The 22,487-nt window shown below is 63.0% G+C and carries 17 protein-coding genes; 8 read left to right on the top strand and 9 right to left on the bottom strand.

Going from position 1 to position 22,487, the window contains the following annotated elements; all coding sequences use genetic code 11:
* Positions 1 to 1,962, top strand: a 1,962-nt coding sequence (locus tag ACFE7D_RS05420; RefSeq protein ID WP_375394411.1) for a TonB-dependent receptor domain-containing protein, incomplete at its 5' end; no start/stop codon positions are given.
* 24 nt (positions 1,963 to 1,986) lie between these two features.
* Here ACFE7D_RS05420 and ACFE7D_RS05415 read toward each other — a convergent pair.
* The 6 genes from ACFE7D_RS05415 to ACFE7D_RS05390 all read right to left on the bottom strand — a co-directional run bounded on the left by ACFE7D_RS05415 (position 1,987) and on the right by ACFE7D_RS05390 (position 5,628).
* Positions 1,987 to 2,463: a DUF6644 family protein gene (locus tag ACFE7D_RS05415; RefSeq protein ID WP_375394410.1), complete on the bottom strand. Its 477-nt coding sequence runs from the start codon at positions 2,461 to 2,463 to the stop codon at positions 1,987 to 1,989.
* A 20-nt stretch (positions 2,464 to 2,483) separates the two neighbouring features.
* Positions 2,484 to 3,002, bottom strand: a complete 519-nt coding sequence (locus ACFE7D_RS05410) for a DUF6644 family protein (RefSeq protein WP_375394409.1) — start codon at positions 3,000 to 3,002, stop codon at positions 2,484 to 2,486.
* A gap of 118 nt (positions 3,003 to 3,120) precedes the next feature.
* Entirely contained in the window at positions 3,121 to 3,525 is a 405-nt protein-coding gene (locus ACFE7D_RS05405; RefSeq protein ID WP_375394408.1) for a DUF6152 family protein, read from the bottom strand.
* Between the two features lie 8 nt (positions 3,526 to 3,533).
* Complete coding sequence (locus ACFE7D_RS05400) at positions 3,534 to 4,340, bottom strand: hypothetical protein (RefSeq protein ID WP_375394407.1); 807 nt, start codon at positions 4,338 to 4,340, stop codon at positions 3,534 to 3,536.
* 38 nt (positions 4,341 to 4,378) lie between these two features.
* Positions 4,379 to 4,762 (bottom strand): DUF6152 family protein, encoded by a 384-nt coding sequence (locus ACFE7D_RS05395; RefSeq protein WP_375394406.1) that lies wholly within the window; start codon positions 4,760 to 4,762, stop codon positions 4,379 to 4,381.
* A 26-nt stretch (positions 4,763 to 4,788) separates the two neighbouring features.
* The gene (locus tag ACFE7D_RS05390; protein ID WP_375394405.1) at positions 4,789 to 5,628 is read right to left on the bottom strand and encodes a hypothetical protein; all 840 of its coding nucleotides are present in this window, start codon (positions 5,626 to 5,628) and stop codon (positions 4,789 to 4,791) included.
* 315 nt (positions 5,629 to 5,943) lie between these two features.
* Here ACFE7D_RS05390 and ACFE7D_RS05385 point away from each other — a divergent pair, with 315 nt between their 5' ends.
* The 5 genes from ACFE7D_RS05385 to ACFE7D_RS05365 all read left to right on the top strand — a co-directional run bounded on the left by ACFE7D_RS05385 (position 5,944) and on the right by ACFE7D_RS05365 (position 14,712).
* The gene (locus ACFE7D_RS05385) at positions 5,944 to 6,759 is read left to right on the top strand and encodes a c-type cytochrome (RefSeq protein ID WP_375394404.1); all 816 of its coding nucleotides are present in this window, start codon (positions 5,944 to 5,946) and stop codon (positions 6,757 to 6,759) included.
* A complete protein-coding gene (locus ACFE7D_RS05380; RefSeq protein WP_375394403.1) occupies positions 6,756 to 7,658 on the top strand; it encodes a peptidylprolyl isomerase in 903 nt (300 codons plus the stop codon). The genes ACFE7D_RS05385 and ACFE7D_RS05380 overlap by 4 nt, the downstream gene beginning before the upstream one ends.
* On the top strand, positions 7,658 to 8,869 hold the full coding sequence (locus ACFE7D_RS05375; protein ID WP_375394402.1) for a HupE/UreJ family protein: 1,212 nt from the start codon (positions 7,658 to 7,660) through the stop codon (positions 8,867 to 8,869). Before ACFE7D_RS05380 ends, ACFE7D_RS05375 begins: the two co-directional genes overlap by 1 nt.
* A gap of 170 nt (positions 8,870 to 9,039) precedes the next feature.
* On the top strand, positions 9,040 to 11,466 hold the full coding sequence (locus tag ACFE7D_RS05370; RefSeq protein WP_375394401.1) for a TonB-dependent receptor: 2,427 nt from the start codon (positions 9,040 to 9,042) through the stop codon (positions 11,464 to 11,466).
* Between the two features lie 441 nt (positions 11,467 to 11,907).
* Positions 11,908 to 14,712: a TonB-dependent receptor plug domain-containing protein gene (locus ACFE7D_RS05365; protein WP_375394400.1), complete on the top strand. Its 2,805-nt coding sequence runs from the start codon at positions 11,908 to 11,910 to the stop codon at positions 14,710 to 14,712.
* 221 nt (positions 14,713 to 14,933) lie between these two features.
* Here ACFE7D_RS05365 and ACFE7D_RS05360 read toward each other — a convergent pair whose 3' ends face one another.
* Together ACFE7D_RS05360 and ACFE7D_RS05355 are read right to left on the bottom strand one after the other, a co-directional pair.
* On the bottom strand, positions 14,934 to 15,830 hold the full coding sequence (locus ACFE7D_RS05360; protein ID WP_375394399.1) for a LuxR C-terminal-related transcriptional regulator: 897 nt from the start codon (positions 15,828 to 15,830) through the stop codon (positions 14,934 to 14,936).
* An 87-nt stretch (positions 15,831 to 15,917) separates the two neighbouring features.
* Positions 15,918 to 17,123, bottom strand: coding sequence for an acyl-CoA dehydrogenase family protein (locus ACFE7D_RS05355; protein WP_375394398.1), 1,206 nt, complete (start codon positions 17,121 to 17,123; stop codon positions 15,918 to 15,920).
* A gap of 148 nt (positions 17,124 to 17,271) precedes the next feature.
* Between ACFE7D_RS05355 and ACFE7D_RS05350 the strand changes: the two genes are divergently transcribed.
* On the top strand, positions 17,272 to 18,408 hold the full coding sequence (locus ACFE7D_RS05350; protein WP_375394397.1) for an acyl-CoA dehydrogenase family protein: 1,137 nt from the start codon (positions 17,272 to 17,274) through the stop codon (positions 18,406 to 18,408).
* Entirely contained in the window at positions 18,371 to 19,915 is a 1,545-nt protein-coding gene (locus tag ACFE7D_RS05345; RefSeq protein ID WP_375394396.1) for a long-chain-fatty-acid--CoA ligase, read from the top strand. The genes ACFE7D_RS05350 and ACFE7D_RS05345 overlap by 38 nt, the downstream gene beginning before the upstream one ends.
* 47 nt (positions 19,916 to 19,962) lie before the next feature.
* Here ACFE7D_RS05345 and ACFE7D_RS05340 read toward each other — a convergent pair whose 3' ends face one another.
* Positions 19,963 to 22,317 (bottom strand): TonB-dependent receptor, encoded by a 2,355-nt coding sequence (locus tag ACFE7D_RS05340; protein ID WP_375394395.1) that lies wholly within the window; start codon positions 22,315 to 22,317, stop codon positions 19,963 to 19,965.
* Positions 22,318 to 22,487: the final 170 nt, after the last annotated feature.

Raw genomic sequence — 22,487 nt, 5'->3', positions numbered from 1 at the left:
GACAACAAAGGCGACTATTATTCCACCGTCTACAATATGAACCGACTGTTCAAAGACTATGTCATCGATGCGACCATCGCAGGCAAGTTCGCTACCGGCCCGATCGATCATGAGATTGTCGCTGGTCTATCATCGCTGACCGATCAGTTTCTTTACGACAATCCGACACGCAACTTCGTACTCGGCTCTGCCAACAATTCGACACCGGCCGTACAAAGCACCACCAACGCCTATGTCTTCAATATCTACGACCAGAACAATCAGCCGACCATAATTGGCAACGCGGCGGCGCAGTACAACAACCGCCCACCGGTTTATACGCCGTATCAGGAAATCCACCAACGCGCTGCCTATATCAGCGACACCGCGAGCTATGGCCCCCTCTCCGTGCTGGTGGGCGTGCGGTACACGCATTACGATGAATTTAATACCAACCCCGACGGCAGCGCCATTTCCACCTTCAGATTTCGCCCGTTCACGCCGATTTATGCGGTCACGCTGAAGCTGCCTGGTGCGATCCGGGCCTATGTCAGCTATGTTCAGGCGCTTCAGGATGGCGCGATCGCACCGGCCACCGCGACCAATTCCGGTGCTTCCTTCGGGCCGCTCAACGCGCACCAATACGAGGCCGGGCTCAAATCGGCAGGGCGTTGGGGCAACGCCAGTCTGGCCGTATTCCGCATCGTCCAGCCATCGGAATATGTCGACGGCACCAATAATTTCGTGCGTGACGGTAATGCCCGCTATCAGGGCATCGAGTTCAACGCCGGGCTCAAGCCGGTCGCCGGCCTGTATGTGAGCGGATCGGTGTCCTACCTCGATGCCAAGCAGGTTTCGGGCAAGCCCGCGCTGATCGGCGAGCGTATTCCCGGCACAACCTCGTTCCAGGCCTCGGCGCAGGTGGAGTATGCGTTGCCCTTCCTGCCCGGAACATCGGTGGTGGGTGGCATCCGCCATTCCGGCAACGCCCTTGGCGGCGCGGCCACCAATACGATCAACGCCTTTGTCTATCCCGGCAATACGGTCGGCGATCTCGGCGCCTCCTATGCCTTTGATCTGACCGGCCATTCGGTGACATTGCGCGCCAATGTCCAGAACCTGACGGACAAGCACTATTGGGTGCCAAACTCCACTGGCACCGGCATTTCGGCAGGCGAACCGCGCACGTTCAGCCTGGCCGCGCAGGTCGCGTTGAACAGCCACCACGATGGCGTCCCGAGCCAGGTCGAAAGTGCGAGCACTGGCGGCAACGGCAACGGCTATTACCTTGGGCTGGACGCCGGCGCTATGCTGCCGTTGGCCTTCAATGCCGCCACCACGAATAGCGTGGCCAATCCCGGCGCGTCCTCGGTGCCGAACGCGCTCGCCGTCCACCAGAAAACCGGGTGGGATATCGATGGCGTGGCAGGGTATGACCTCGGCCTGTTCAGCGCCGAGATCGAGGCCGGCTTCAAGCGGTATGGCATCGGCGCGATCAATTACAACAATGCGACCGTCCCGATCGAAGTGACCGGACAGCAGCACGCCGCGGGCGTTTATGATGGGGGCGGCAGGACCGGAGTTTTGTCGGTGTTGTTCAACGGAATTATAAATCTCGGCCGGAGAGGCGCAGCATGGCGTGGTTTCGTCGGCGGCGGCGTCGGTCTGGCCCGGATCAGTTCAGGCGAGTGGACGCTCGCCGGGGGCAGCGCGCCGTTAGTGATCGGGACGACTGCCACCGCGGGCACCAATACCGACAAGTCGGTTGCCATCCCCACCTATTTCAGCAACGACAATGCCACCGCCTTTGCCTGGCAAGGGCTGCTCGGGGTGCGCCGGGCGATCACCGACCGGATCGACCTGACCCTGAAGTATCGCTTTTTTGAAGTTCCCACTCTCAAGCTGCGCCTGTCGAGCGGCAACGAGAGTTCGGGCAAGCTGCAAAGCAGCAGCTTGCAGGTTGGTGCGACATTCCACTTGTGAAATGCGCCTCCGTTTACCGCGCACTCAGATGGTGAAGCCGATCCAGCGTCCGCAAACCACCACGCTTAACCAGATCGTCAGCGACAATGCGCCCGATATGCGGGGCGCCAGCGACCGGGGCTGGTCCAGCCGGCGCACTGCCCCGAAGTGAAACGCCAGCACGTTCAGGCCGGCCGCCACGAGCAAAGCCAGCTTGATGCGGAAGAAGGTGTTGGTGAAATATCCGATGGGATTGGCAAAGATCATCAAGGTGCCGGTCGTCGCCGCCAGGGCAAAGCCCGCCCAGGTGATCGGCAACATGCGGGCAATGGTCTCGCGGGGGGGTCGGTCGCGCAGGCCAAGCCCGATCAATTGTACATCGACGAAGGCGATCGAGCCCAGGACAAGCGACAGCGCGAGCACATGGACTGCTTCGAGTGTCCCGAACAGCCAGTTGGAATCGGTGAGCGTCTCGGCGAGCGGGGTGGCGGACAGGCGTTGCGCCAGAGAATCAATGGACATGTCGTCTCCGAGGGAAAAAGTCAGCCGGGAGCGCCGGGCCAGGGATCGGCGTAAGCGATCCAGCGCCCGAAGAAGATCACCCCGGCCCAGGCCAGCAGCGCCAACACCGCCAGGAACCGGCGAATCCCGCCATCGACCGGCCACCCCGTCTTCGCGACATGGGCCAGCCTGGCGAAGCGGCCGCGTGAGGCGGCGGTCGCAGCCACCGCTATGACGATCAACCCCATCTTCACCCAGAACGCGGTGCGGAACAGCGCCCGGTAGGGCTCGCTGGCAATCAGCAAGGCGCCGGTGACGGCAAGAATGCCCAGCGCGATCCAGATAATCGGAAAGTAGCGGCTGACCACTTCACGAAGCGGATATTGTCGTTCGACCAGCCCCAGGACACGAAGATTGATTACCACCGCGACGATGATGATAGCGGCGATCGCCAGGATATGGACCACCTGCAAGGCCGGAACCAGCCAGGCATCCCGGGTCACCAGCGAAGTGAGACCGCATTTCGACAGCCAGGTGGCAAAAATAAGCAGATAGGACATTGCTGGGCTCAGACTAAGGACAGGGTGGCCGGCTTGGCCCGGTTCCCGCTCTGCGGGCAAAAACGCCGAGGGCCGAACGCGGGCCTGGGAAATATCATCGAGCTATGAGCGCCGGTGCTCACTTCTCGCCGTTCTTCTCGATATCGATCAGCCGGGCCTCCAGCACCTGGCCGCTGGCGACCAGGGTTGCCTTGCGGAAGCCGCCGCCCTTCTCGCCATTGCGCAGCGGATTGACCTGGACAACGATCTTGTCGCCGGGATTTAGCGATCGGCGACTCCAGCCCAGCCGGGTGAGATTGCCTGGGCTGGTAAGCTCGACCGCCCATAACTCGGGCGCCCCGGCATGATCCGCGAGCACGAATAGCGAGACGTGCGGATTGACCCAGCGGAACTCCTTTACCGTGCCATTGAGCGTGATCACTTTGCCCGGATCGAACATCGCAAAGCTGTGGTGAGCGAGCACCGGCGACGACATGCCAACGGCGGCAAGCGTCGTGATTGCAGCAGATCGAAACAGGCGCATGGGTGATCTCATTTGCTCGGGGGCGGCAGGACATTGCCGTCATGCTGATAGTTGGGTTCGAAAATGGCATTGCCCCACTGATCCTTGCCGTCCTGGAAGTCGCCCTGGCGGCACACGCCCTCGGAAATGGCAAAGCTGCGCTGCCGCTTGCGATGGAACAGACGCCGGGTGGTCCACGGGCGGGTGAGGATGTGCGGCGCGTAGATGGTGAGATCGAAGGCCAGCGTATCGGCTGCGATCAGGTGGATGCGCTCGCCGATATGCATGTCGCCGCCATTGGGAATGCCGACCGACTCGCTGACCGCCAGAAAAACTTCCGGCAGGATGCCGATGGTGTCGACGACCAGCGTATCGCCTTCCCAATGGCCGATCGATTCGCCGTGGAAGCTGGGGTCCGGATCGGGGGAATGGTCACGCCCGTCGGTCCATATACGGCGTAGCCGGTTGCCGTCGGATTCGCCCAGCAGGGTAACGCGACCGGGCGTGAACAGGATTTCCTGGGCGTTGTGGGTAATCAGGATCAGGCCCGGCATGCCGTGCGGCAGGCAGTTGAGCAGCAAGCCGTTCGGTCGTCCGGCCTGTTCTTCGGCCACCCAGTGATCGACCTGCTCCTGGATTTCGGGTTTCCATGGGACCGGGTTGGTCTTGATCTGGGCATTCTGGTCCGTGACGTCCGGCGACCAGGTTCCGCTCCAGTCGGGCAAATTGGCCAGCGCCGCCCATTGCGCGGAGCGTGGCGCCAGATCGAGGATTTCGTGCGGTGGTGCGGGTTGGGCACCAGCCAGGCCCGGCGGCAACGCCAGCATCGCGCCCATGGTCAGGCCCAGGATGGTCGTGCGCAGGTCTGTGTTCCTCATTTGCCGGTTGGGCCCGCGCCCGGGACCGCGCCTACGGCCAGGATCTTGCCGTTGGCAAGAATGACCGCCCTTTTGAAGCGACCCGCGCGCCGGCCGTCGCGGATCGGGTCGATATCGACCCGGATCTTGTCACCCGCCACAAGCGTGGTGCGCGACCAGCCCATCTTGCTGAGATTGCCCGGACTGGTGGGTAGTTCAAGCGACCACAGTCCGGCATCGTATGGACCGACCTTGTCCGCCTCGATCCACACGATCGCGTGCGGCGCGGTCCATTGCAATGTCTTGACGGTGCCATCGAAGGTCATCGGCTTGCTGGGATCGAACATGGCAAAACTGTGATGCGCGGATGCCGTGGTTGTCACGGTGGCAAGGCCGATCAAGGCCGCGAGAAAATAAGGTCGCATGGTTAATGGCCCCTGGGGCTGGGATTGGGTTGGTCAGGCGGCAGGCGAGCGCCGCCAGCGTCTTTCGGGATCGGCTTGAACACCGCGTTGCCGTTGGCGTCCGTGTCCTCGATGAAATCTCCCTGGCGGCAGGAGGATTCGACGAAATCATAATTGCGCTCGCGATGACGCGTGAAGGTGCGCGACGCCTGCCATGGGGCGGCCAGTACTTTGGGCGCGGTAACTACGATATCGTCGCGCAGGGTCCTGGCATCGATCAGGGTGATCCGTTCGGTAACGTGCATGTCGCCATCGTTGGGAATGCCGACGCCTTGCCCCATGGGAATCCACACTTCGGGCAGGAAGCCGATCGTGTCGACCACCAGTGTATTACCTTCCCAACGGCCGATTGAATGGCCGCTGAAGGTCGGATCGGGGTCCGCCGGGTGGCCGCGCCCATCGGTCCAGATGCGGCGCAGCCGGTTGCCGTCGAACTCGCCCAGGATCGTCACGCGTCCCGGCGTCACCAGGAACTCGACCGAATTGAGCGTCTGCGTGACAGAACTCGGCAGGCCCTCGGGCAGGCAGTCGATATAGATGTTCTGCGGTCGCCCTTCAGCCTCAAGTTTCTTCAGCGCTTCGACCTGCCTGGCGATCTCGGGCTTCCAGGGAGGGGCGGTGGTGCTGCCCGCCTCAAACTTGTCGATCGGCCCCGGCGTCCAGATGCCGCTCAGGTCCGGCAAGCGGGCGATGGCCGACCAGTCGGCCGCGCCGGGCGCAGGGTTGGCGAACGTTGCCGCGCCCGGCGGATCGCCCTGCGACCAGGCGGCGCCTGCCGGGACCATCGACCACACCGCCAGCATCACACCCGTCAAGGTTGATCGATGAGTTTTTCTCATAGATTCATTCGCCGTATAAATATTCGATTTTGTTAAGCTTATCGGTCTTGCCCACTGCCGATTGACCGCAAGTGACCAGAACCATCGACTAACAGGTTTACGCCATGGAGTTGCAGCAACTTTTTCTAATAAGGGACCATGAACAACTCATTGGAGAAGGCGCACCAAACGTCGGACAACCGCACCAAGGCGGTCATGTCGCGTTTTCCGTGTACATGTATCTACGTGTAGGCGAGCGCGGCTCCCCGCTGGATTTCGCGGCAGACGGAGAGTGCGCAGTTGACGGGAAAGCGGTCAGGGCCGACCAGGCGCCAAACGCTCGTATGGCACGCCTTTCGTCCGATTCCGATCGCTGCCGCGGCTCTGGTCGTCCTGCTGCTGCTCGCGGTCGTACTGGTCCATCATCGCTCGCGCGAAGCACGCCTCCTGCGCGCGGATCCGGACACGGTCCTCAACCAGCCCGACCTGCGTCGCGCGGCGCTGGATCAAGGGCGCGCGGTGTTCCTTCGACACTGCGCGGGCTGCCATGGCCCGGATGGTCGAGGCGCGGACGACCGGGGCGGAGCCGGCGTACCAGACCTGACCGATCACGAATGGCTTTACGGAGAAGGGCAAGTCTCCGAGATCGAAGCGATCGTCCGCTACGGCATCCGCTCGCGCAATCCGAAAGGCTGGAATCTTGCCAGCATGCCGGCCTATGCCAGCCTTCATCCCTACGCCGCCGAGCCGCTTCCGACGCTTACCCCCGGGGAAGTCGACGACGTCGTGCAACTGCTTGTGTCCTACGAGGGCCTTCAGGCGAATCCCCAGGCCGTAGCGCGGGGCCATGCCGTTTTCACCAAAGCGGGGTGCTGGGATTGCCATGGGCCCGACGCCCGCGGGGACAGCGCAATCGGCGCGCCCAACCTGCGCGATGCCATAACGCTGTATGGCGGCTCCGCAGCCGTCCTTCGGCAGACCATCGAGCAGGGTCGCAAGGGTGTCAGCCCGGCCTTTGCCGATCGCCTGTCGGCTGCCGAGATCCGGGCCGTGGCCGTCTATGCAGCATCGCTGTCACACTCCGCCTCCCGATCTGTTCGAAAGGATGCGTCGTGATCCATGAACCCGCAAGCAACGAAAACTGGAACCTGGCCCGGCCCGATACGCGGCGTTCCCTGCTCCTGGCGGCGACAGGAGCGCTGGTTGGCCTGGTCATAGCGGGCTTCGGCCTGTTTACCGCGCAAGGCACGCGCACCGCGTCCGTCCCGCCCGAAGATGTCGCCGTCGTCAACGGCGTGCCGATCCTGCGGGTCGATTTCATCTCGCAACTTCGCGCCCTCGACGAAATTTCACCCGGCCAGGCCACGCCTGCGCAAAAAAGGGCGGTTCTGGGCGACATGGTCGCCGAGGAGTTGGCGGTGCAGCGCGGAGTCGAGCTTGGCATGGCAACCGACGACACCGATACGCGCAGTGCCATGGTCGCGGCAATGCGCGGACAGCTGGCGACCGATGTGCTGGCCAGCGTACCCACCGAAGCGGAGCTGCAACGCTACTACGCCGTCCACCGCGCTCGCTATGCCAGCGAAGGTCGGATGAACCTGCGCTGGTTCGTGCTGCCGTCCGGCGCGGGCTCGCAGGCGGTGGCTGCGGTCACCGCAATCCGGGCGGGGCAGCCGCTCGATCAGGTGGTGGTTTCCCACAGGCTTCGTTCCACCGGCAAGGTCGATGATGGCGAGGAATATTATTTTGCTGCCGCCCTGCACCTTGGGCCCCGGCTGTTCGCCATTGCCCGTGCCTTGAAATCCGGTGCGGTCTCCGATCCCGTTCCCGCACCGCAGGGTACCAGCATCCTGGTGATGACCGACAACCAGCCGCCGGTCGCGCAGGCTTATGGACAGGCGCTGGACCGGGTACGCGAGGATTATGCGCGCGACCGGCTGGCAGCGGTGGAAGCGGCCAATGCCCGTTTTCTTCGCGGCCGGGCAGATGTCCTGGTCGCGTCGGATATGCGCTGATGCGGCGGGCGGCGGTGATGCGGCGCATTGCCCAGGTTGCGCTGGCGTGTCTGGCGCTAGCCGGCACCGCCGCGGCGCACACGCGCAGCCAGTCGCACAGCGCCTGGTTGATCGATGGCCCATCCGTGCATGTCGGCTTCACCGTGCCGGACCTCGAGGCGGCGCGGCTGACCGCCGATGGCCACGCACCCGACGATGCCCGGCTGATCGCCTATCTTGTACCTAAAATCGGCGTCGAGTCGCATGGACAGCCCTGCCCGGTCACCACGCCGCCGCGCGCCGTCGCCGCGTCCGCCGGTTTCCGCCGTATCGAACTATCCTTTCTTTGCGCCGATAAACGCGACATGGCGCTCCATTCGACGGCGTTCGTCGATCTCGTTTCCAGCCATACCAATTTTGCCCAAATCCAGACCGTGCAGGGTGATTTCTTCGAGCAGTTGCTGACGCGGGATGCGCCGTCCATCGTCATTTCCGGGCCGGCCTCGCAGCACCGCCTGCAGGATGCAGGCTTTCTGCAGTTCGTCGCCATGGGCGTGATGCACATTTTCACCGGCGTGGATCACATGTCGTTCCTGGTCGGGCTGGTGCTTATCTCCAGGCGCCTGCGCGACCTGGTCTTCGTCGTCACCGGCTTCACGATCGGGCACAGCCTGACGCTGGCGCTGGCCGTCACCGGCGTCATCCGCCCCCATGCGGAATATATCGACGCTCTGGTCGCGCTGACCATTGCACTGATCGGGGTGGAGAATGTCGCCTCGGCGACGCGGCGGCCCGGCCTCGTCGCACTGTGGACAGGCGGTGCGCTGCTGCTGATGACCGGTCTGCGGCTGGCCGGCTTCGGCTTGCTGCCGCCGTTCCTGCTGCTCGGCGCCGGCCTGTTTTCCACCAACTATCTGCTGGTGTCCGGGCATCTGCGCGATGCCGGGCGGGTGCGGCTGGTCGTCACCCTGGTTTTCGGGCTGATCCACGGCTTTGGCTTCGCCGCCGATCTGCTGGAAAGCAAATTACCGGCAGGCCGGCTTGCCGAACTGCTGTTGGGTTTCAATCTCGGCGTCGAGATCGGCCAGCTCACCCTGGTCATCGCGCTGACGGCGGTAACGGCATTCCTGGTCCGTCGCTCGTGGGCGCTGCCCAGGCCCATCGTCGGCGATGTCGCGGCCGCGGGCCTGATCGGGCTGGGCACCTTCTGGTTCGTGGCTCGCAGCTTCTGAAATACGAGTGATGTCCGACGCGACGCAAACGTCATCAGCGTATCTCAATTAAATTGGTAGAGAAATCATAGGACGTCGGCATCGGCGATCCTTATGACCCCTTCAGCGATTACGCCCGCCGCGAGGCAGGCGCGGCCGTAATCGATTAAAGGGGTAATGCATTGACGTTCATGAACCTTCCCATCGCAGCGAACCGTGCCGCTTCGCGCCTCGCTGTGGGCCTGCTTCTCGCCAGCACCGCCTGGAGCAGCGCTGCGCTGGCCGACAGCGCGGACGATGCCGCGACGGCCGGCACCGCATTCCCCGAAAGCAGTTCTCCCACTATCGGCGATATCGTCGTCACGGCCACTCGCAAGGAGACCAGGCTCCAGTCCACCCCCGTTGCGGTCAGCGTAATCGGCGAGGAGTTCAGGCGAACGCAGAATGTAATTACGACGCGAGACCTGGCCGGGCAGGTTCCGGGTCTCTACACCGCTCCATCGGGGATCACCCCGCTGACCAACACCTTCTTCATTCGCGGCATCGGCAACAGCGATCCGATCTTCGACCCCACTGTCGGGGTCTACCTCGACGACGTCTATCTGGCGCGCGCGATCAACGGCATGACTGACCTGACCGATGTCGAGCGGGTTGAAGTATTGCGCGGCCCGCAGGGAACGCTGTTCGGTGCAAATTCGTCCGGCGGTGCGATCCGCTATGTCACCCGCACGCCGACCGACAAACTGGAAGCCGGCAGCGATGTCGGCTATGGCAATTATAACACCGTAAATGCGCATGGGTATCTCGCTGGAGCCTTGGTCCCCGGCCTGCTGGACGCCAGCATCGCCGTCGCCCACGACCAGCATGACGGCTACACCTGGAACCCGTCGCAACAGGATCATGTCAATAATCAGAACACCACCGGCGGTCGCGTCAAGCTGGTGTTCACGCCGGCCACGAAGCTGAAAGTCACCCTGTCGGCAGATGGAACCATCGACCATTCCCAGGCCGCCCAGTATACGCCGACGACCTATAACGCGGCGAACCCGGCGCTGTCAGGCCTGGGCGCGATCACTGGTGGTACGCTGTATAGCCCGACGTCGCTGGCTGGCTATCGGCCCAATGTCAGCTATGCCGGGCGACCGGGGATCAACCGGTCGCACGCCGGCGGCATAACCGCGCGGATCGACTATATTCTCGATCCCCATCTGTCCCTGCATTCGATCAGCGCGCTGCGTGCCTTCAACCAGGCCCCGGTCAACTATAACAACGATGGCCAGAACCAAATTCCCTATGATGCGGCGCAACCTTTGCCGGTGGATATTTCCGACAATTACATCACCTATCGCCAGCACCAGTTTACCCAGGAATTCCAGTTGCAGGGCAATTGGAACCGGTTCGATTTCACGGGTGGGCTGTATTATCTGTTCGAGAATTTTTCCAGCAACCGTATCGGCTATGTCACCGGCCTTCCCCAGTCGAACACCGCCCTGCCAGCCGCCCCCTTCGATCAGATCGGTGATACCGTTACCCGCAACTATTCAGCTTATTTGCAGGGCAATTATCATCTGACCGACAAGCTGACGATCACTGCCGGCGGCCGTTATATAATCGAGCATCGAGCCTTTGCGTTTACCGGCGTCAACGACAATCTGTCCGGAAATGCTATCGATCCGCTTCTTTACCCGCAAGTTCTTACCGGCGGGGCAATCCCCGGTTTAGGCGTGAATGTTTCTGCTTCTCAGGTAAATTTCAACAATTCCTCCATTCCTAACGTCAAAACCTGGCGGGCCTTTACCCCAAAGGGAGGGATTTCATACCAGATCACGCCAACGGCGTTTTTCTTTGCCGACTATGCCAAGGGCTTCGATGCCGGCGGTTTCAACAATCGCGCACTGGCTCTGGCCACGACATTGCCCTATAGTCCGGAAAGCGTGAATACCTATGAGGGTGGATTCAAGACAGACTGGTTCGACCATCGCCTGCGCATCAATGCGACAGGATTTTATAATGATTACATCAATCTGCAAACCGCGGTTTCTGCGTATAGCCCCATTTCGGGCACTTACGTAAGTACGCGCGGCAACGCACCTTCGGCGCACACCGATGGTTTTGAACTTGAAACATCCGCCCAGCCCACGCACAACCTGTCCCTGGCCTTCAACATTTCGTATTTGCAGACGCGGTATGATAACTATTCGGCGCCATCCTATGGCACTGTCCCTGCCTACAATTATACCGGCAAGCAGTTCTCGGGCCAGCCGCAGTTGCAATATTTCGCGTCGGTGGCCTGGTCGATCCCCGTGGACCGCTACGGGACGCTGAAGCTGGGCGGCAGTGGCAGTTACGAGACATCGTTCTTTTCCGACACCATCAACAACCCTCAATATCGCATCGCCGCACATGGCTTTGCCAATGCTTTTGCGAGCTTCGAAACCAGCGACCAGCGCTGGAACTTTACGCTGACGGCGCGTAACTTGACCAACTCCTTCTATTACTCGACGCTGACCCCGATCGGCGCCGCGATCAAGGCAGGTCCGTACGCCGGCACATTGCTGTTGCAAGGTGCCCAAAATCCGCCTCGCACCGTGTTCTTCAAAGTTGGTTTCACATATTGAACCATGGCTGAAGTCGGCCTGAGCCGGGGGACATGGTTCCCCAAGCGGCGCGTTGCGGATCGTTGCGATGTAACGTTGAACGAAATGCGAATTTCCACACTTCGTGGAGGGCAATGCGATGCCGAATATCATCCGCCGGTCATGGCCCTTGCATTGCCTGGGAGCATCGTCTGCAATGGCCCAGGTTCAGACACCTGCCCGGGCCGCGACAAAACGGTATTAGGTCGAGTGGTGTCGCATCTTCCAGAAGTACCAGATCGTAGCGGCGCGGTCAGTGCTGATTGAGTGTGGCTGGAACGCCACGATGAAACTTCCGTCGCAGCGAATCTCATTGCCGTTGCACGGGGCATGCCGCTGACTTCTCAATCAGGATGCGCAACCTGTGTCGCGACGCCGGTTTCATGGCGCAGCTAATCTCTATCAAAATCTATTACGAACAATATGTTATATGGATTTTTGGCTCTATATAACAAACCGTCATCAATCGGTTATAAAAACTCTATTGATTTGGTAGGGTATTGTGGCCTACCGCTGCGCCATCCTCTGCTCGATCAAGGGAACTTTCTATTACCACCTGCATGCAAGAGCGGATTTGACCGCAGCGGCCAGGCCGCTTGCACACTTTCTTCAACACGACGTCGGTCACGCCCGCTTGGGCGAAGGATGCCGCGCGTCCGATCTTCAGGGAACGCAAAGATAATGTCTCCTTCTCTCCTTGCGGGCGTCGCCATCGTCGCGCTGGCTTCTCCGGCACTCGCGCAGCAAGCGGGTGCTCCCGTGCAGATCGCGGATGCCGGCACGGATGCGGCCTCGGACGGGGCGGCGGGCCCCGGCGACGCCGCAGCCATCGTCGTCACCGGGGTGCGCGGTCACCCCCGCACGGTTGCCAACAGTCCGGTGCCGATCGACGTCATCAACGCCAGGGAACTCGGAGCGACGGGCCGGACCGGCTTGAAGGAAATCCTCGGCAACATCATACCTTCGCTCGAAATGCCGGCGCTGGGCGGCGGCGGCACCTCGGCCAGCGTCAAGCCGATCTCGATCCGGGGGCTGTCGGGCGATTACGTGCTCGTACTGATCAACGGCAAGCGCCGGCACACGACTTCGCTGATCAACAATCTCTCGCGCATCTCGGGAGGATCGACGCCGGTCGATCTCGATCTCATTCCCACCAACGCGATCGGCCATATAGAGGTATTGCGCGACGGAGCCGCCGCGCAATACGGATCGGACGCCATCTCGGGCGTGATCAACATCATCCTCGACAATGCGCCGAAGGGCGGCGAATTCTCGATCACCGGGGGCCGGCAATATTCCAGGGGGGCGCCTCTCTACCAGGCCGACTTGAGCTATGGCGTCCCGCTCGGGCCGGATGGCGGCTTCGTCCGCGCAGCGGTCGAAGCGAAATATCATGACCGCGCGAAAAGCTCTGCCGAGCCTGTCCCCCGCATCTATCCGCTGGTGAACGGCCAGCCCGATCCGCGCGAGGCGACCGCAAACCATCTCATCGCCGGCGGCTACGGCCGTTCCAATCGCGACAAGATCGTCAACAGCAGCTACAACGCCGAACTGCCGGTGAGCGACGTAGTCAAGCTCTACAGTTTTTCGACCTTCAGCTATCGCGACATCAAGGACGCTCGCGGTGCCGACTATCCGTCACCCACCGGCTATGGCGGCGCGGTCAATACTCTTGGCTCCTCCAGCCTGCCGCAAATCTATCCGGACGGATTCCAGGCCTATCGCCGCATCCGCGAAACAGATTTCCAGACGACATTTGGCGCGAAGGGTGAACTGGCCAGCTGGAACTGGGACCTGAGCACCTCTTACGGGCAGGATCATGTCCGGCTGGGCGCCGAAAACACGCTCAATCCCTCGCTTGGACCGACCAGCCCGACCAGTTTCCTTATGGGCACGCAGAGCCAGCAGCTATGGGTCAACAATCTCGACCTCACGCGTGACTATAATATCGGTCTTGCCAAGCCGCTAACCGTCTCGACCGGCTTCGAGCATCGCTGGGAAAAGTTCCAGAGCAAAGCCGGCGAGCCGGATAGCTACATCAACGGTCTTTATCAGATACCGGCCGACGGAACCCCGTTCGGCGATGCCTACGGCGGCAAATTTCCCTCGCCCGGGCTGGTGTCTTTCACGGGCACGTCGCCGGCCGACGCCGCCTCGCTCAGCCGCAACAATTATGCCGGCTATATCGATCTTGCGACGGACATCACCGAACGATGGTATGTCGGAGCGGCGGGACGGTTCGAGCATTATACCGACGCTGCGGGCAACACGGCAAGCTGGAAGGTCTCGACCCGCTACGATCTGGGGCATGGCTTCGCCGTCCGGGGCGGCGCCAACAGCGGCTTCCGCGCCCCGTCGCTTGCCCAGACCGGCTTTTCGACAACCCAGAATACGGCCACCATCGTCGGCAATGCGCCGACCTCGATCACCTCGAAGTTCTTGCCGGTAGATAGTGCCGCAGCGATCGCGCTTGGCGCCAAGCCGCTCAAGCCGGAGAAATCCGTGAATTACACCGCAGGCCTTACCTACGAACACGGCAATCTGCACCTGACGGTCGATGCCTATCAGATCCGGGTGGACGACCGTATCATCAAAACCGAATTCCTTGGCACGGCAGCAAACGGGGGCAGCGCGATCACCGCCATTTTGCTGGCTAACGGCATTACCGGGGTCAATAGCGCGCAATTCTTCATAAATGGCGTGAACACCCGCACGCGCGGGATCGATGCGGTAGCGGATTATGCCCTTCGCACGCGCGGGTACGGCTCATTCCACCTGAGCGCGGCATACAGCTACAACACAACCAAGATCCTGGGCATCGCCCAAAATCCGGCGGTCCTTGCCCCCCTCGACGTCGTCCTGTTCGCGCACCAGGCACAAAGCGACCTGACGAACGGCCTGCCGCACGACAAGCTGGTGCTGACCGACGACTGGAACCTGGGGCGAGCGCATGCCCTCGTTCGCCTCACCCGCTTCGGAAAATATACCGAGGCGAGCACCGTGGCCAGCGGCGACCGTACCTTCGGCGCCAAATGGGTCACGGACCTGGAGGCGGGCTACGATATCACCGACCGCATCACACTATCGGCCGGCGCGAACAACCTGTTCAACGTCTATCCCCAGAAAAATGGCTTGATCGCCTCCGACGGCTCCGGCGCCTATGGCAATTTCGCACCGTTCGGTCTTGATGGAGGCTTCTATTACGGTCGTCTCAGCGCGAAGTTCTAGAGTCTTTCCGACTTACGTCGAGTCGGTGCCAGCCCGCTCCCCCGCCCGGCCACCCATATTATACAATGACTTGGGTGGCCGGGCGGGGGAGCGGGCTGGCACCGTCTTAACCGGAAAGACTCTGAAGTGCCGCTTTGGCCCAGCTGTCAAACCGGCATGAAATGGGCCCAACTGGGCGAGCCTCCCGGCCTGGCCTTCCGGTGTTCCGATGGATTCCCGCCCTACCCGTGACGGTAAGGGTGATGGTTGCGGATGCCGACCGCCTGATCCGCGCGCGCACGATACACTGGCTCCGTTTCCGCCTCGGCTTGCGACGCAGACCACCGGTCCAGGTACCACAGCAACAGTTCGCGCTGGCTCGCGATACCGAGCCGATCGTAGCCGCGCCGACGATAGGTCGCGACGCTCTCCTGCCCAATTTCCAGATCGAGGGCGATCCCGACCGTCGTCATGCCGTACAGGATGCGCGCCGACACCTGCGCTTCGCGCCGCGACAGGCAGTGCCTGGATGCCGCGATCTCCCGTTCGATGACGGCCAGCGAGCGCAACGATGCGGCGGCAGACCCAAGCGACCGCCGCAGGGCGACATGCTTGCCAAGCAGGTGGATGAGGTCCGAAGCAACGTCTTGCAGCGATACTGCGTCGGCCGGCGAGAAAGGGCCTCGTCGCCGCGTTCGAATGAGGCTGAGCGCGACCGGGCCGGACCGCAGCCGCGCGCCCAGCACGAGACGGCCGACGACGTTATGAGGCCGGTAGATGGTATCGCGCAGATCGGTGGCTGCAAGATGCTCCGGGTCGAGCCGGGCAATCATCGCCGGGTCACCCAGCTCAAGCCGGCCGATCTGCGCCAGCAGCGGATCGCAGCGCCAGTAGCCGCCGGAGACATAGAGCGACGCCTGCTGCGACGCCGTCGCTGCCGCACACGGACTCGCTGTAGCAAGCGCTACCGGCGCGTCCTCGCACAGGTCGTAGAGTGCGAGATGCTCCGCGCCGCACAGATTCCGGGTCGTCGCGAGCAGGACCGGGCCAAACGTGCTCTCGCCCAGCGCATCGATCAGTTTCGCTTGGTCAACATTCCAACCATCGAAAAACTTCGTCCTCCTGATCGCTACGGCCATGCCGTTTCATCCTTCTCCGCGGGCTGGTAAGCAAGTTCCACGGTTATGAAGGATTTTGTTCGTTCAATCAATCAACTTAAGGGGCTGTTACCTTTCGAGCGTTCCGTTGATCAAGCTCCGAAAAATCAGGCCGCGCTGCACCTCGCTGGTGCCCCCGAGGATCGTGAAGGATCGTCCGAACAGATACAACAGCATTGCCTTTGCGGCACCTACCGGTCCGATCATCGCATCAGGCCGATGTGGTTCTAGCAGTGATGATTGATCGGGAAGCGCCGCCGGGCCGAGGGCGCGCACGCCGAGCGCGCCGATGCGTTGCTGAAGCTCCGTCGTTCCCAGCTTCAGGATCGAGGCCGAACTCGGTTCCGCGCGACTATCCCCGCCGAGCGCACCTTGATGTTCGGCATAGGCCTCCAGTGCGAGCATCTCGATCTCCGCGCGCGCTGCGTCACGATGCAGCGTCGCGGATTCGGCCAGGCCGTCAGCAGTGTCCCGATCCAGGACTTCGTCGATCAGCACCCGAACCGCCTCGATCTGGCTGCGCACGCTCAGCAGCGAGCCCAGCCCGCCGCGTTCGTGCTCGAGCAGATATTTGGCGATGGCCCAGCCCTGCCCCTCCTCGCCGATGCGTTCGCTAACCGGCACGCGCACGTCGGTAAAGAAGATCTCGTTGAGGTGGTGCAGCCCATCGATCGACCGGATCGGGCGTATGACGATCCCCGGCGTCGTCATGTCGACCAACAGGAAGGTGATGCCCTGCTGCGGTCGTCCCTCGGTCGAGGTGCGGACCAGGCAGAACATCCAGTCGGCACGGTGTGCGTAGGTCGTCCAGATCTTCTGGCCGTTGACCACATAATGGCCGCCGTCCAGCACCGCTCGCGTTCGCAGCCCCGCCAGGTCCGATCCCGCACCGGGCTCCGAATAGCCCTGGCACCAGCTCGCAGTGCCGGCAACCAGCGGCGGCAGGTGGCGCGCCTGTTGCTCGGGCGTCCCGAACCGTTGCAGCACGGGGCCGATCATGCCGATGAAGACGCTGAGCGGCGGCGCGCCGGCGGCGGCCTGCTCCTCCTCGAAGATCGCCATCTGGCGCGGCGACCAGCCTGCCCCGCCGAAGCGTTCGGGCCAGTCCGGCACCGACCAACCCCGACCGGCAAGGATATGATGCCAACGCTGCTGCACCTCGTGATCGATCAACTGCATCGTCCGCGGCGCATCGGCGATGTCGGGCGGCAACGCGGCAGACAGGAACGCGCGGACCTCGCGGAGGAAGCCGTCGTCATCGGGGTCGCTGGGCATAACAATCTTCCTGACAGCACATCGATTGCCTAGAGGTATTCAGTTCCTGTGGGTGTCCCCCTCCTAAGGGACGCCGCGTCTGCCCGCGTCGGTGTACCGCTCTACTTGATTGAACCGCGACAGCCGCTGCCAAGGTGCCGATACCCGGATGCAACTAGATCTGACGGATGACCAATATGCGTTCCGGGACTCGCTCGGAGGCCTGCTGCAAGCCCGCTATAGCTGGGACGAGCGACGTCGCATCGTCGAATCCGCTGCCGGCTGGTCGCCGGACGTCTGGCACGACCTCGCCGAATTCGGCGTGCTTGCACTGCCGTTCAGAGAGACACTCGGCGGCTTGGGCGGCGGCGGGGTCGAACATCTCGTCGTCATGGAAGCCTTCGGGGAAGCCTTGGTCGTCGAGCCGTATCTGTCGACCGTCGTCGTGGCGGGCGGTCTGCTCGACCGCGCCGGGACGCCCGCGGCCGACGCGCTTGCCCGAGCGATCATCGCGGGCACCGCGCGCGTCGCCTGGGCGCAGGGGGAAACCGCCTCGCGCTATGCCCTGAACGACATCCTGACGACGGCGCGGCGTCAGGGCGGCGGATACCGCCTGGACGGTGCCAAGAACGTGGTCCTGGACGCACCCGTTGCCACCCACCTGCTGGTAACGGCCCGCACCTCGGGCGAGCGGCGCGAGGCTGATGGCGTGTCGCTGCTGCTGGTCGAGGCGGATCGGCCGGGGATCGGGCGCCACGCTTATCGCACGATCGACGGCCGGCGCGGCGCAGCACTGCGATTCGACGGGGTGAGCCTCGGCACCGACGCGCTGCTGTTCGGGGAGGGCGCGGCGCTGCCCGAGATCGAACGGGCGGTGGACGAGGCGGCGGCGGCGGCGGCGGCGGAGGCGGTCGGGGCAATGCGCGGGCTGGTCCGCGGCACGCTGTCGCACCTCACCGAGCGCCGCCAGTTCGGCAGGCCGCTCGCCGAGTTCCAGGTGCTCCAGCACCGTATGGCGGACATGTTCGCCTCGCTCGAAATCAGCCACGCGATGGCGTTGCGGGCGGCCCGGGCGATCGCGCGCCCGGCGGCGGAACGGGCGGCGGCGGTATCGGCGGCCAAGGCTTTCATCGGCTGCGCGGCGCGCAAGGCCGGCGAGGAGGCGGTACAGTTGCACGGCGGCATGGGGATGACCGACGAATTGCCGATCGGGCATTATCTGAAGCGCGCGGTCGCGATCGAGGCGCAATTCGGTTCGACCGAGTTCCATGTCGACCGCTTCGCCGGGCTGCGCCGACATGATTGAGATGGTCGAGACCTTCGATGCGTTGCTGCGTCATCAGGCCGGCGCGCGGCCGGCCGCGTCGGCGATCCAGTTCGAGACGCGGGTCACCGACTATGCCACGCTCGATCGGCAGGCGGATGCGATCGCCGCGGTCTTATCGGCGAATGCGCTGCCGTCCGGTGCGCGTATCGTCTATCTCGGTCGCAATAGCGATCGGTGCCTGGCCCTGCTCTTTGGGTGCGCGCGCGCGGGTGCGGTGCTGACCCCGGTCAACTGGCGGCTCGCCCCCGACGAACTGCGCCACATCGTCGAGGATGCGGAGGCGGTTCTCGTGTTCGTGACGCGGGAGCATGCCGCGGTGCCCGCGACGCTCGGGCTGCCTGGCGTCGATGTCGATGACGACGAGGCGTGGGAAGCCTGGCTCACCGGCGGCGCGGGATCGCCTCTCCCATCGCCGCCCGCAGCTGGCGACGTCCTTGTCCAGATCTACAGCTCGGGCACGACGGGACGTCCAAAAGGGGTCGAACTTACCCATGCCAACATGCTCGCGAGCGCGCGTCACGCCGCCACGGGCGTGGTCGGACGATGGACAGCCGAAGACCGAATGCTGGTGGCACTGCCCGTGTTCCATGTCGCGGCGCTGCTCTGCTCCAGCTACGCGCTGATCAATGGAGCCACGATCGTGTTGATGCGCGAAGCCGATCTCGGCGGCATCCAGGATTTGATTCGTCGGCAGGCGATCACCAAGACCGGGCTCGTTCCGACGCTGATTCAGCTTCTGCTCGACTGGCCCGACTTCGAAGCCTCCGCGTTCGCGACGCTCCACCTCATCATCTACGGGGGGTCCGGCATCGCGCCGGCGTTGCTGGGCCGGGCGTTCACCGCGCTCGAATGCGATTTCCTGCAACTATATGGTGCGAGCGAGACCTGCGCCGTGGCGACGGTCCTTTTGCCGGAGGATCATCGGGCGGGTTCCAATGCGCGGCTTGCCTCGTGCGGGCGCGCGCTGCCCGGCGTCGCGGTACGGGTGGTGGATGCCGATGGTGCTGATGCCGCCATGAATGAACCGGGCGAGGTCCTGATCCGCTCGCCGGGCATCATGAAGGGCTATTGGCATTGTCCGGACTCGACTGCCGAGGTGATGGTCGACGGCTGGTACCGCAGCGGCGACATCGGCAGCCTCGACGCCGACGGCTATCTGACGATCCGCGATCGCCTCCGCGACATGATCATCTCCGGCGGGGAAAACGTATATGCGATCGAGGTCGAGAACGCGCTCGCGGCGCATCCGCAGATCGCGGAATGCGCAGTGATCGGCACGCCCGACGCGATCTGGGGCGAAGCAGTGACGGCGATCGTCGTGGCGCGTCCGGGAACGATGATCGAGGCCGAAGGGGTGATCGCCCATGCCCGGACGCTGATCGCCGCCTATAAATGCCCGCGCCGGGTGATCTTTGTCGACTCGCTGCCCAAAAATGCCGGCGGCAAGATCTTGAAGGCTCCCTTGCGCGAGCGATACGCAATCTGATCGATATCAAAGCCGGGGCGCGTTTCGTGACGCTCCGGCTCGCCGGCCTACCGGTATTTATATGCCAGGCGCAGCCCATAGGTCACCGGCTTGGCCGCGTAGCGGACCGTCACGTCCTGCGTCGCGAATGCGTTGTTCCAATAATAGGCATTGGTGACGTTGCGGCCATACACGCTGACCGTCCAGGGGCCATCTTTTGGGCCGATACCGGCCCTGAGGTCCAGCGTCACGAAGTCACGGATAAACGCATAAGCAGGCGCGCCGATTTCCGACGTCGTCGAGCTGTTGTAGGATACGTTGCTCCCGATATACGCCTCCAACCCGGCGAGAGGGAACCGGTACTCGGCGTCTGCCATTGCCTGCCATTTGGGGGTGAAGGGTATCCGCGCTCCACGAAAGTCGGTCAGCAGACGGGTGGCCGAACTCAGCCCGGTATAGTCACGGATCGTCGCGTCGAGATAGGTGGCCGACGCATTGAGCGTCAGACCTTGCATTGGCACCACGACCAGCTGAACCTCCGCGCCCTGGATGCGCGATTTCGGCACGTTGACCAGCCGCTCGATGACCTGGAAGACGGGGTCCAGCACGTTGCCGCGCACCTGCTTGTTCCGATAATCGTAATAGAACGCCGCGCCGTTGAGCTGCACACGGCGATCGGCGAGCGACAGCTTGAAGCCCGCCTCATAGGCCAGGATCGATTCCTGCGTGACGGGCTGGAGCTGGGCGGAGGTCGACGCCGACAATGTGGGATAGCTTCCGGATTTGTAGCCCTTGGTAACGTTAGCGTAGACGAGCGTGCGGCGGTTCGGTTCAAAATTGATGCCGCCGCGCCAAGAGACATTATCCTGGCCCAGCGTGCTGCGAAACAATACAGGTTTCTGGCTGGGCTGGAGCAAGGTCACGCACTGGCCGGGCACAATCGGCGCGGTCGGAGTGCCCGACAGCACCGTCGACAGGATCGTCAGTGCGCTCGACAGCCCGGCGTCGCCCGTCGTGCAGCCGGCATATTTGCGGTTGCTGTCGGTGTAGCGGACACCGCCCAGCACGGTGACGGTCGGGATTATCTTATACTCGGCATTACCGAACGCCGCGTATTCATCGATCGTTTCCTTGAAGTCGTCGGACGCCACATCGAACGGGATGCCGACCACCACGGCATTGGTTGCGTCGCCGACATGGATGCCGTTGTTGCTGTTCACCTTCGCATGGAACAGGTTGCCCCCGACGACCCAGTTGAAGCGATCGGTGTCGCCGCTCAGCCGCATCTCGTGGGTGAAGTCGCTGATCGTGCCGCGGGACCGATCGACGTCGAGGATGCGCAGCGCCGTCCCATCGCGGTCGAAGCCGTAATCCTCCTTATAATGGTCGTAGGAGGTGATCGTCGTGAAAGCGATCGCATCGTTCACCTTGAACGATCCGCGCAGCGAGCCTTGAATGTAATTGTCGTCGCGGTTGAGCGCGACGTTTGACCCGTAATTGGTCGCGCGTGCGTCCGCGGGGGCGATCGGCTGCGCCAGGATCAGCGCGGCACGGGGCGAGGTCGGCACCTGCAGGCGAAAGCCGGTGAGCTGGGTTCCGGGCGTGTCGGACTTGTCGCGCCAGCCATCCACGCCGATCGTGATCGTGGCGCGGTCGGACGGCTTCCAATCGAGTGTGAACCGCCCCTCGATCAGATCCTGCGAGCCAAGCGTCGAAGCGCGCGTGTAATTGCGCTGCCAGTCGCCCGACTGCAGCGTCCTTACCGCGAGGCGAGCACCGATCGTGTCGGTCAGCGGCCCGCTCATATAGCCGCCCGCGTTGACCTCGTCGAAGCGGCCGTACGAGGCGTCCGCTCCGGCCTGGAATCTTTTAGTGGGCGTCGCGGCAATGTAGTTGATCGCGCCGCCGGTCGAATTCTGGCCGAACAGGATGCCTTGCGGACCCTTGAGCACCTCGACTCGTTCCAGATCAAAGGTGGTGCCGCGCGCCATCTGCAGGAACGGCACCGGGACCTGATCGACATAGACGCTGACGGTCGGGCTGGCCCCCAACGTGTACTCGTTGAAGCCGACGCCCCGCAGCGTCAGGATCGGCGTCGCGGCGAGGCTGGCGGTATAGGTCAGGCCGGGCACGATCTTGGCGAGGTCGTTGACGGTCTCGACGCCGGCATTGGCAAGCTGCTGGCCGGTCGCCGTGGTAATCGACACGGGCACGTCGTTGATCTGTTGCCGGCGCTTTTGCGCGGTGACGATGATGTCGGCGATGCCGACGTCGCCGGGCCCCGATGGCGGCGCGGTCGAGGCGGCGGCCGACGCGGACGGCGCTATGTTGTCGGGTGCCGCTTGCGCCATAACCCCGCTCGGCAGCATCGTCATCAAGCCGGCAACACTGGCCAGAAGCATTCCGCGATTGCTTACGTTCATCATAATCCCCTCTACTGCGATCATCGCCGCACATTGTCCGGGATTTTTGGCATGTGCTCACCAAGCCCGACGCGCTGGATGTGGGCCATTTTGATCGGTAGATCAAGTATTCGTTTGAGTGAACAGTCAAATCATGCCATTTGCCCGGTTCAGCGTGCAGACGGCTGGCG

Origin of the sequence: uncultured Sphingomonas sp. (genome assembly GCF_964244235.1) — a bacterium.
Taxonomy (GTDB): domain Bacteria; phylum Pseudomonadota; class Alphaproteobacteria; order Sphingomonadales; family Sphingomonadaceae; genus Sphingomonas.
This window is presented reverse-complemented; position numbering and strand designations above follow the sequence as displayed.

Excerpts from the sequence above, each read along its gene's own strand:
- ACFE7D_RS05415 (WP_375394410.1), bottom strand. The coding sequence starts at position 2,463 with ATGTCCATTGATTCTCTGGCGCAACGCCTGTCCGCCACCCCGCTCGCC.
- ACFE7D_RS05410 (WP_375394409.1), bottom strand. The coding sequence starts at position 3,002 with ATGTCCTATCTGCTTATTTTTGCCACCTGGCTGTCGAAATGCGGTCTC.
- ACFE7D_RS05405 (WP_375394408.1), bottom strand. The coding sequence starts at position 3,525 with ATGCGCCTGTTTCGATCTGCTGCAATCACGACGCTTGCCGCCGTTGGC.
- ACFE7D_RS05400 (WP_375394407.1), bottom strand. The coding sequence starts at position 4,340 with ATGGGCGCGATGCTGGCGTTGCCGCCGGGCCTGGCTGGTGCCCAACCC.
- ACFE7D_RS05390 (WP_375394405.1), bottom strand. The coding sequence starts at position 5,628 with ATGCTGGCGGTGTGGTCGATGGTCCCGGCAGGCGCCGCCTGGTCGCAG.
- ACFE7D_RS05375 (WP_375394402.1), top strand. The coding sequence starts at position 7,658 with ATGCGGCGGGCGGCGGTGATGCGGCGCATTGCCCAGGTTGCGCTGGCG.
- ACFE7D_RS05370 (WP_375394401.1), top strand. The coding sequence starts at position 9,040 with ATGAACCTTCCCATCGCAGCGAACCGTGCCGCTTCGCGCCTCGCTGTG.
- ACFE7D_RS05365 (WP_375394400.1), top strand. The coding sequence starts at position 11,908 with ATGTTATATGGATTTTTGGCTCTATATAACAAACCGTCATCAATCGGT.
- ACFE7D_RS05360 (WP_375394399.1), bottom strand. The coding sequence starts at position 15,830 with ATGGCCGTAGCGATCAGGAGGACGAAGTTTTTCGATGGTTGGAATGTT.
- ACFE7D_RS05355 (WP_375394398.1), bottom strand. The coding sequence starts at position 17,123 with ATGCCCAGCGACCCCGATGACGACGGCTTCCTCCGCGAGGTCCGCGCG.
- ACFE7D_RS05350 (WP_375394397.1), top strand. The coding sequence starts at position 17,272 with ATGCAACTAGATCTGACGGATGACCAATATGCGTTCCGGGACTCGCTC.
- ACFE7D_RS05345 (WP_375394396.1), top strand. The coding sequence starts at position 18,371 with ATGTCGACCGCTTCGCCGGGCTGCGCCGACATGATTGAGATGGTCGAG.
- ACFE7D_RS05340 (WP_375394395.1), bottom strand. The coding sequence starts at position 22,317 with ATGAACGTAAGCAATCGCGGAATGCTTCTGGCCAGTGTTGCCGGCTTG.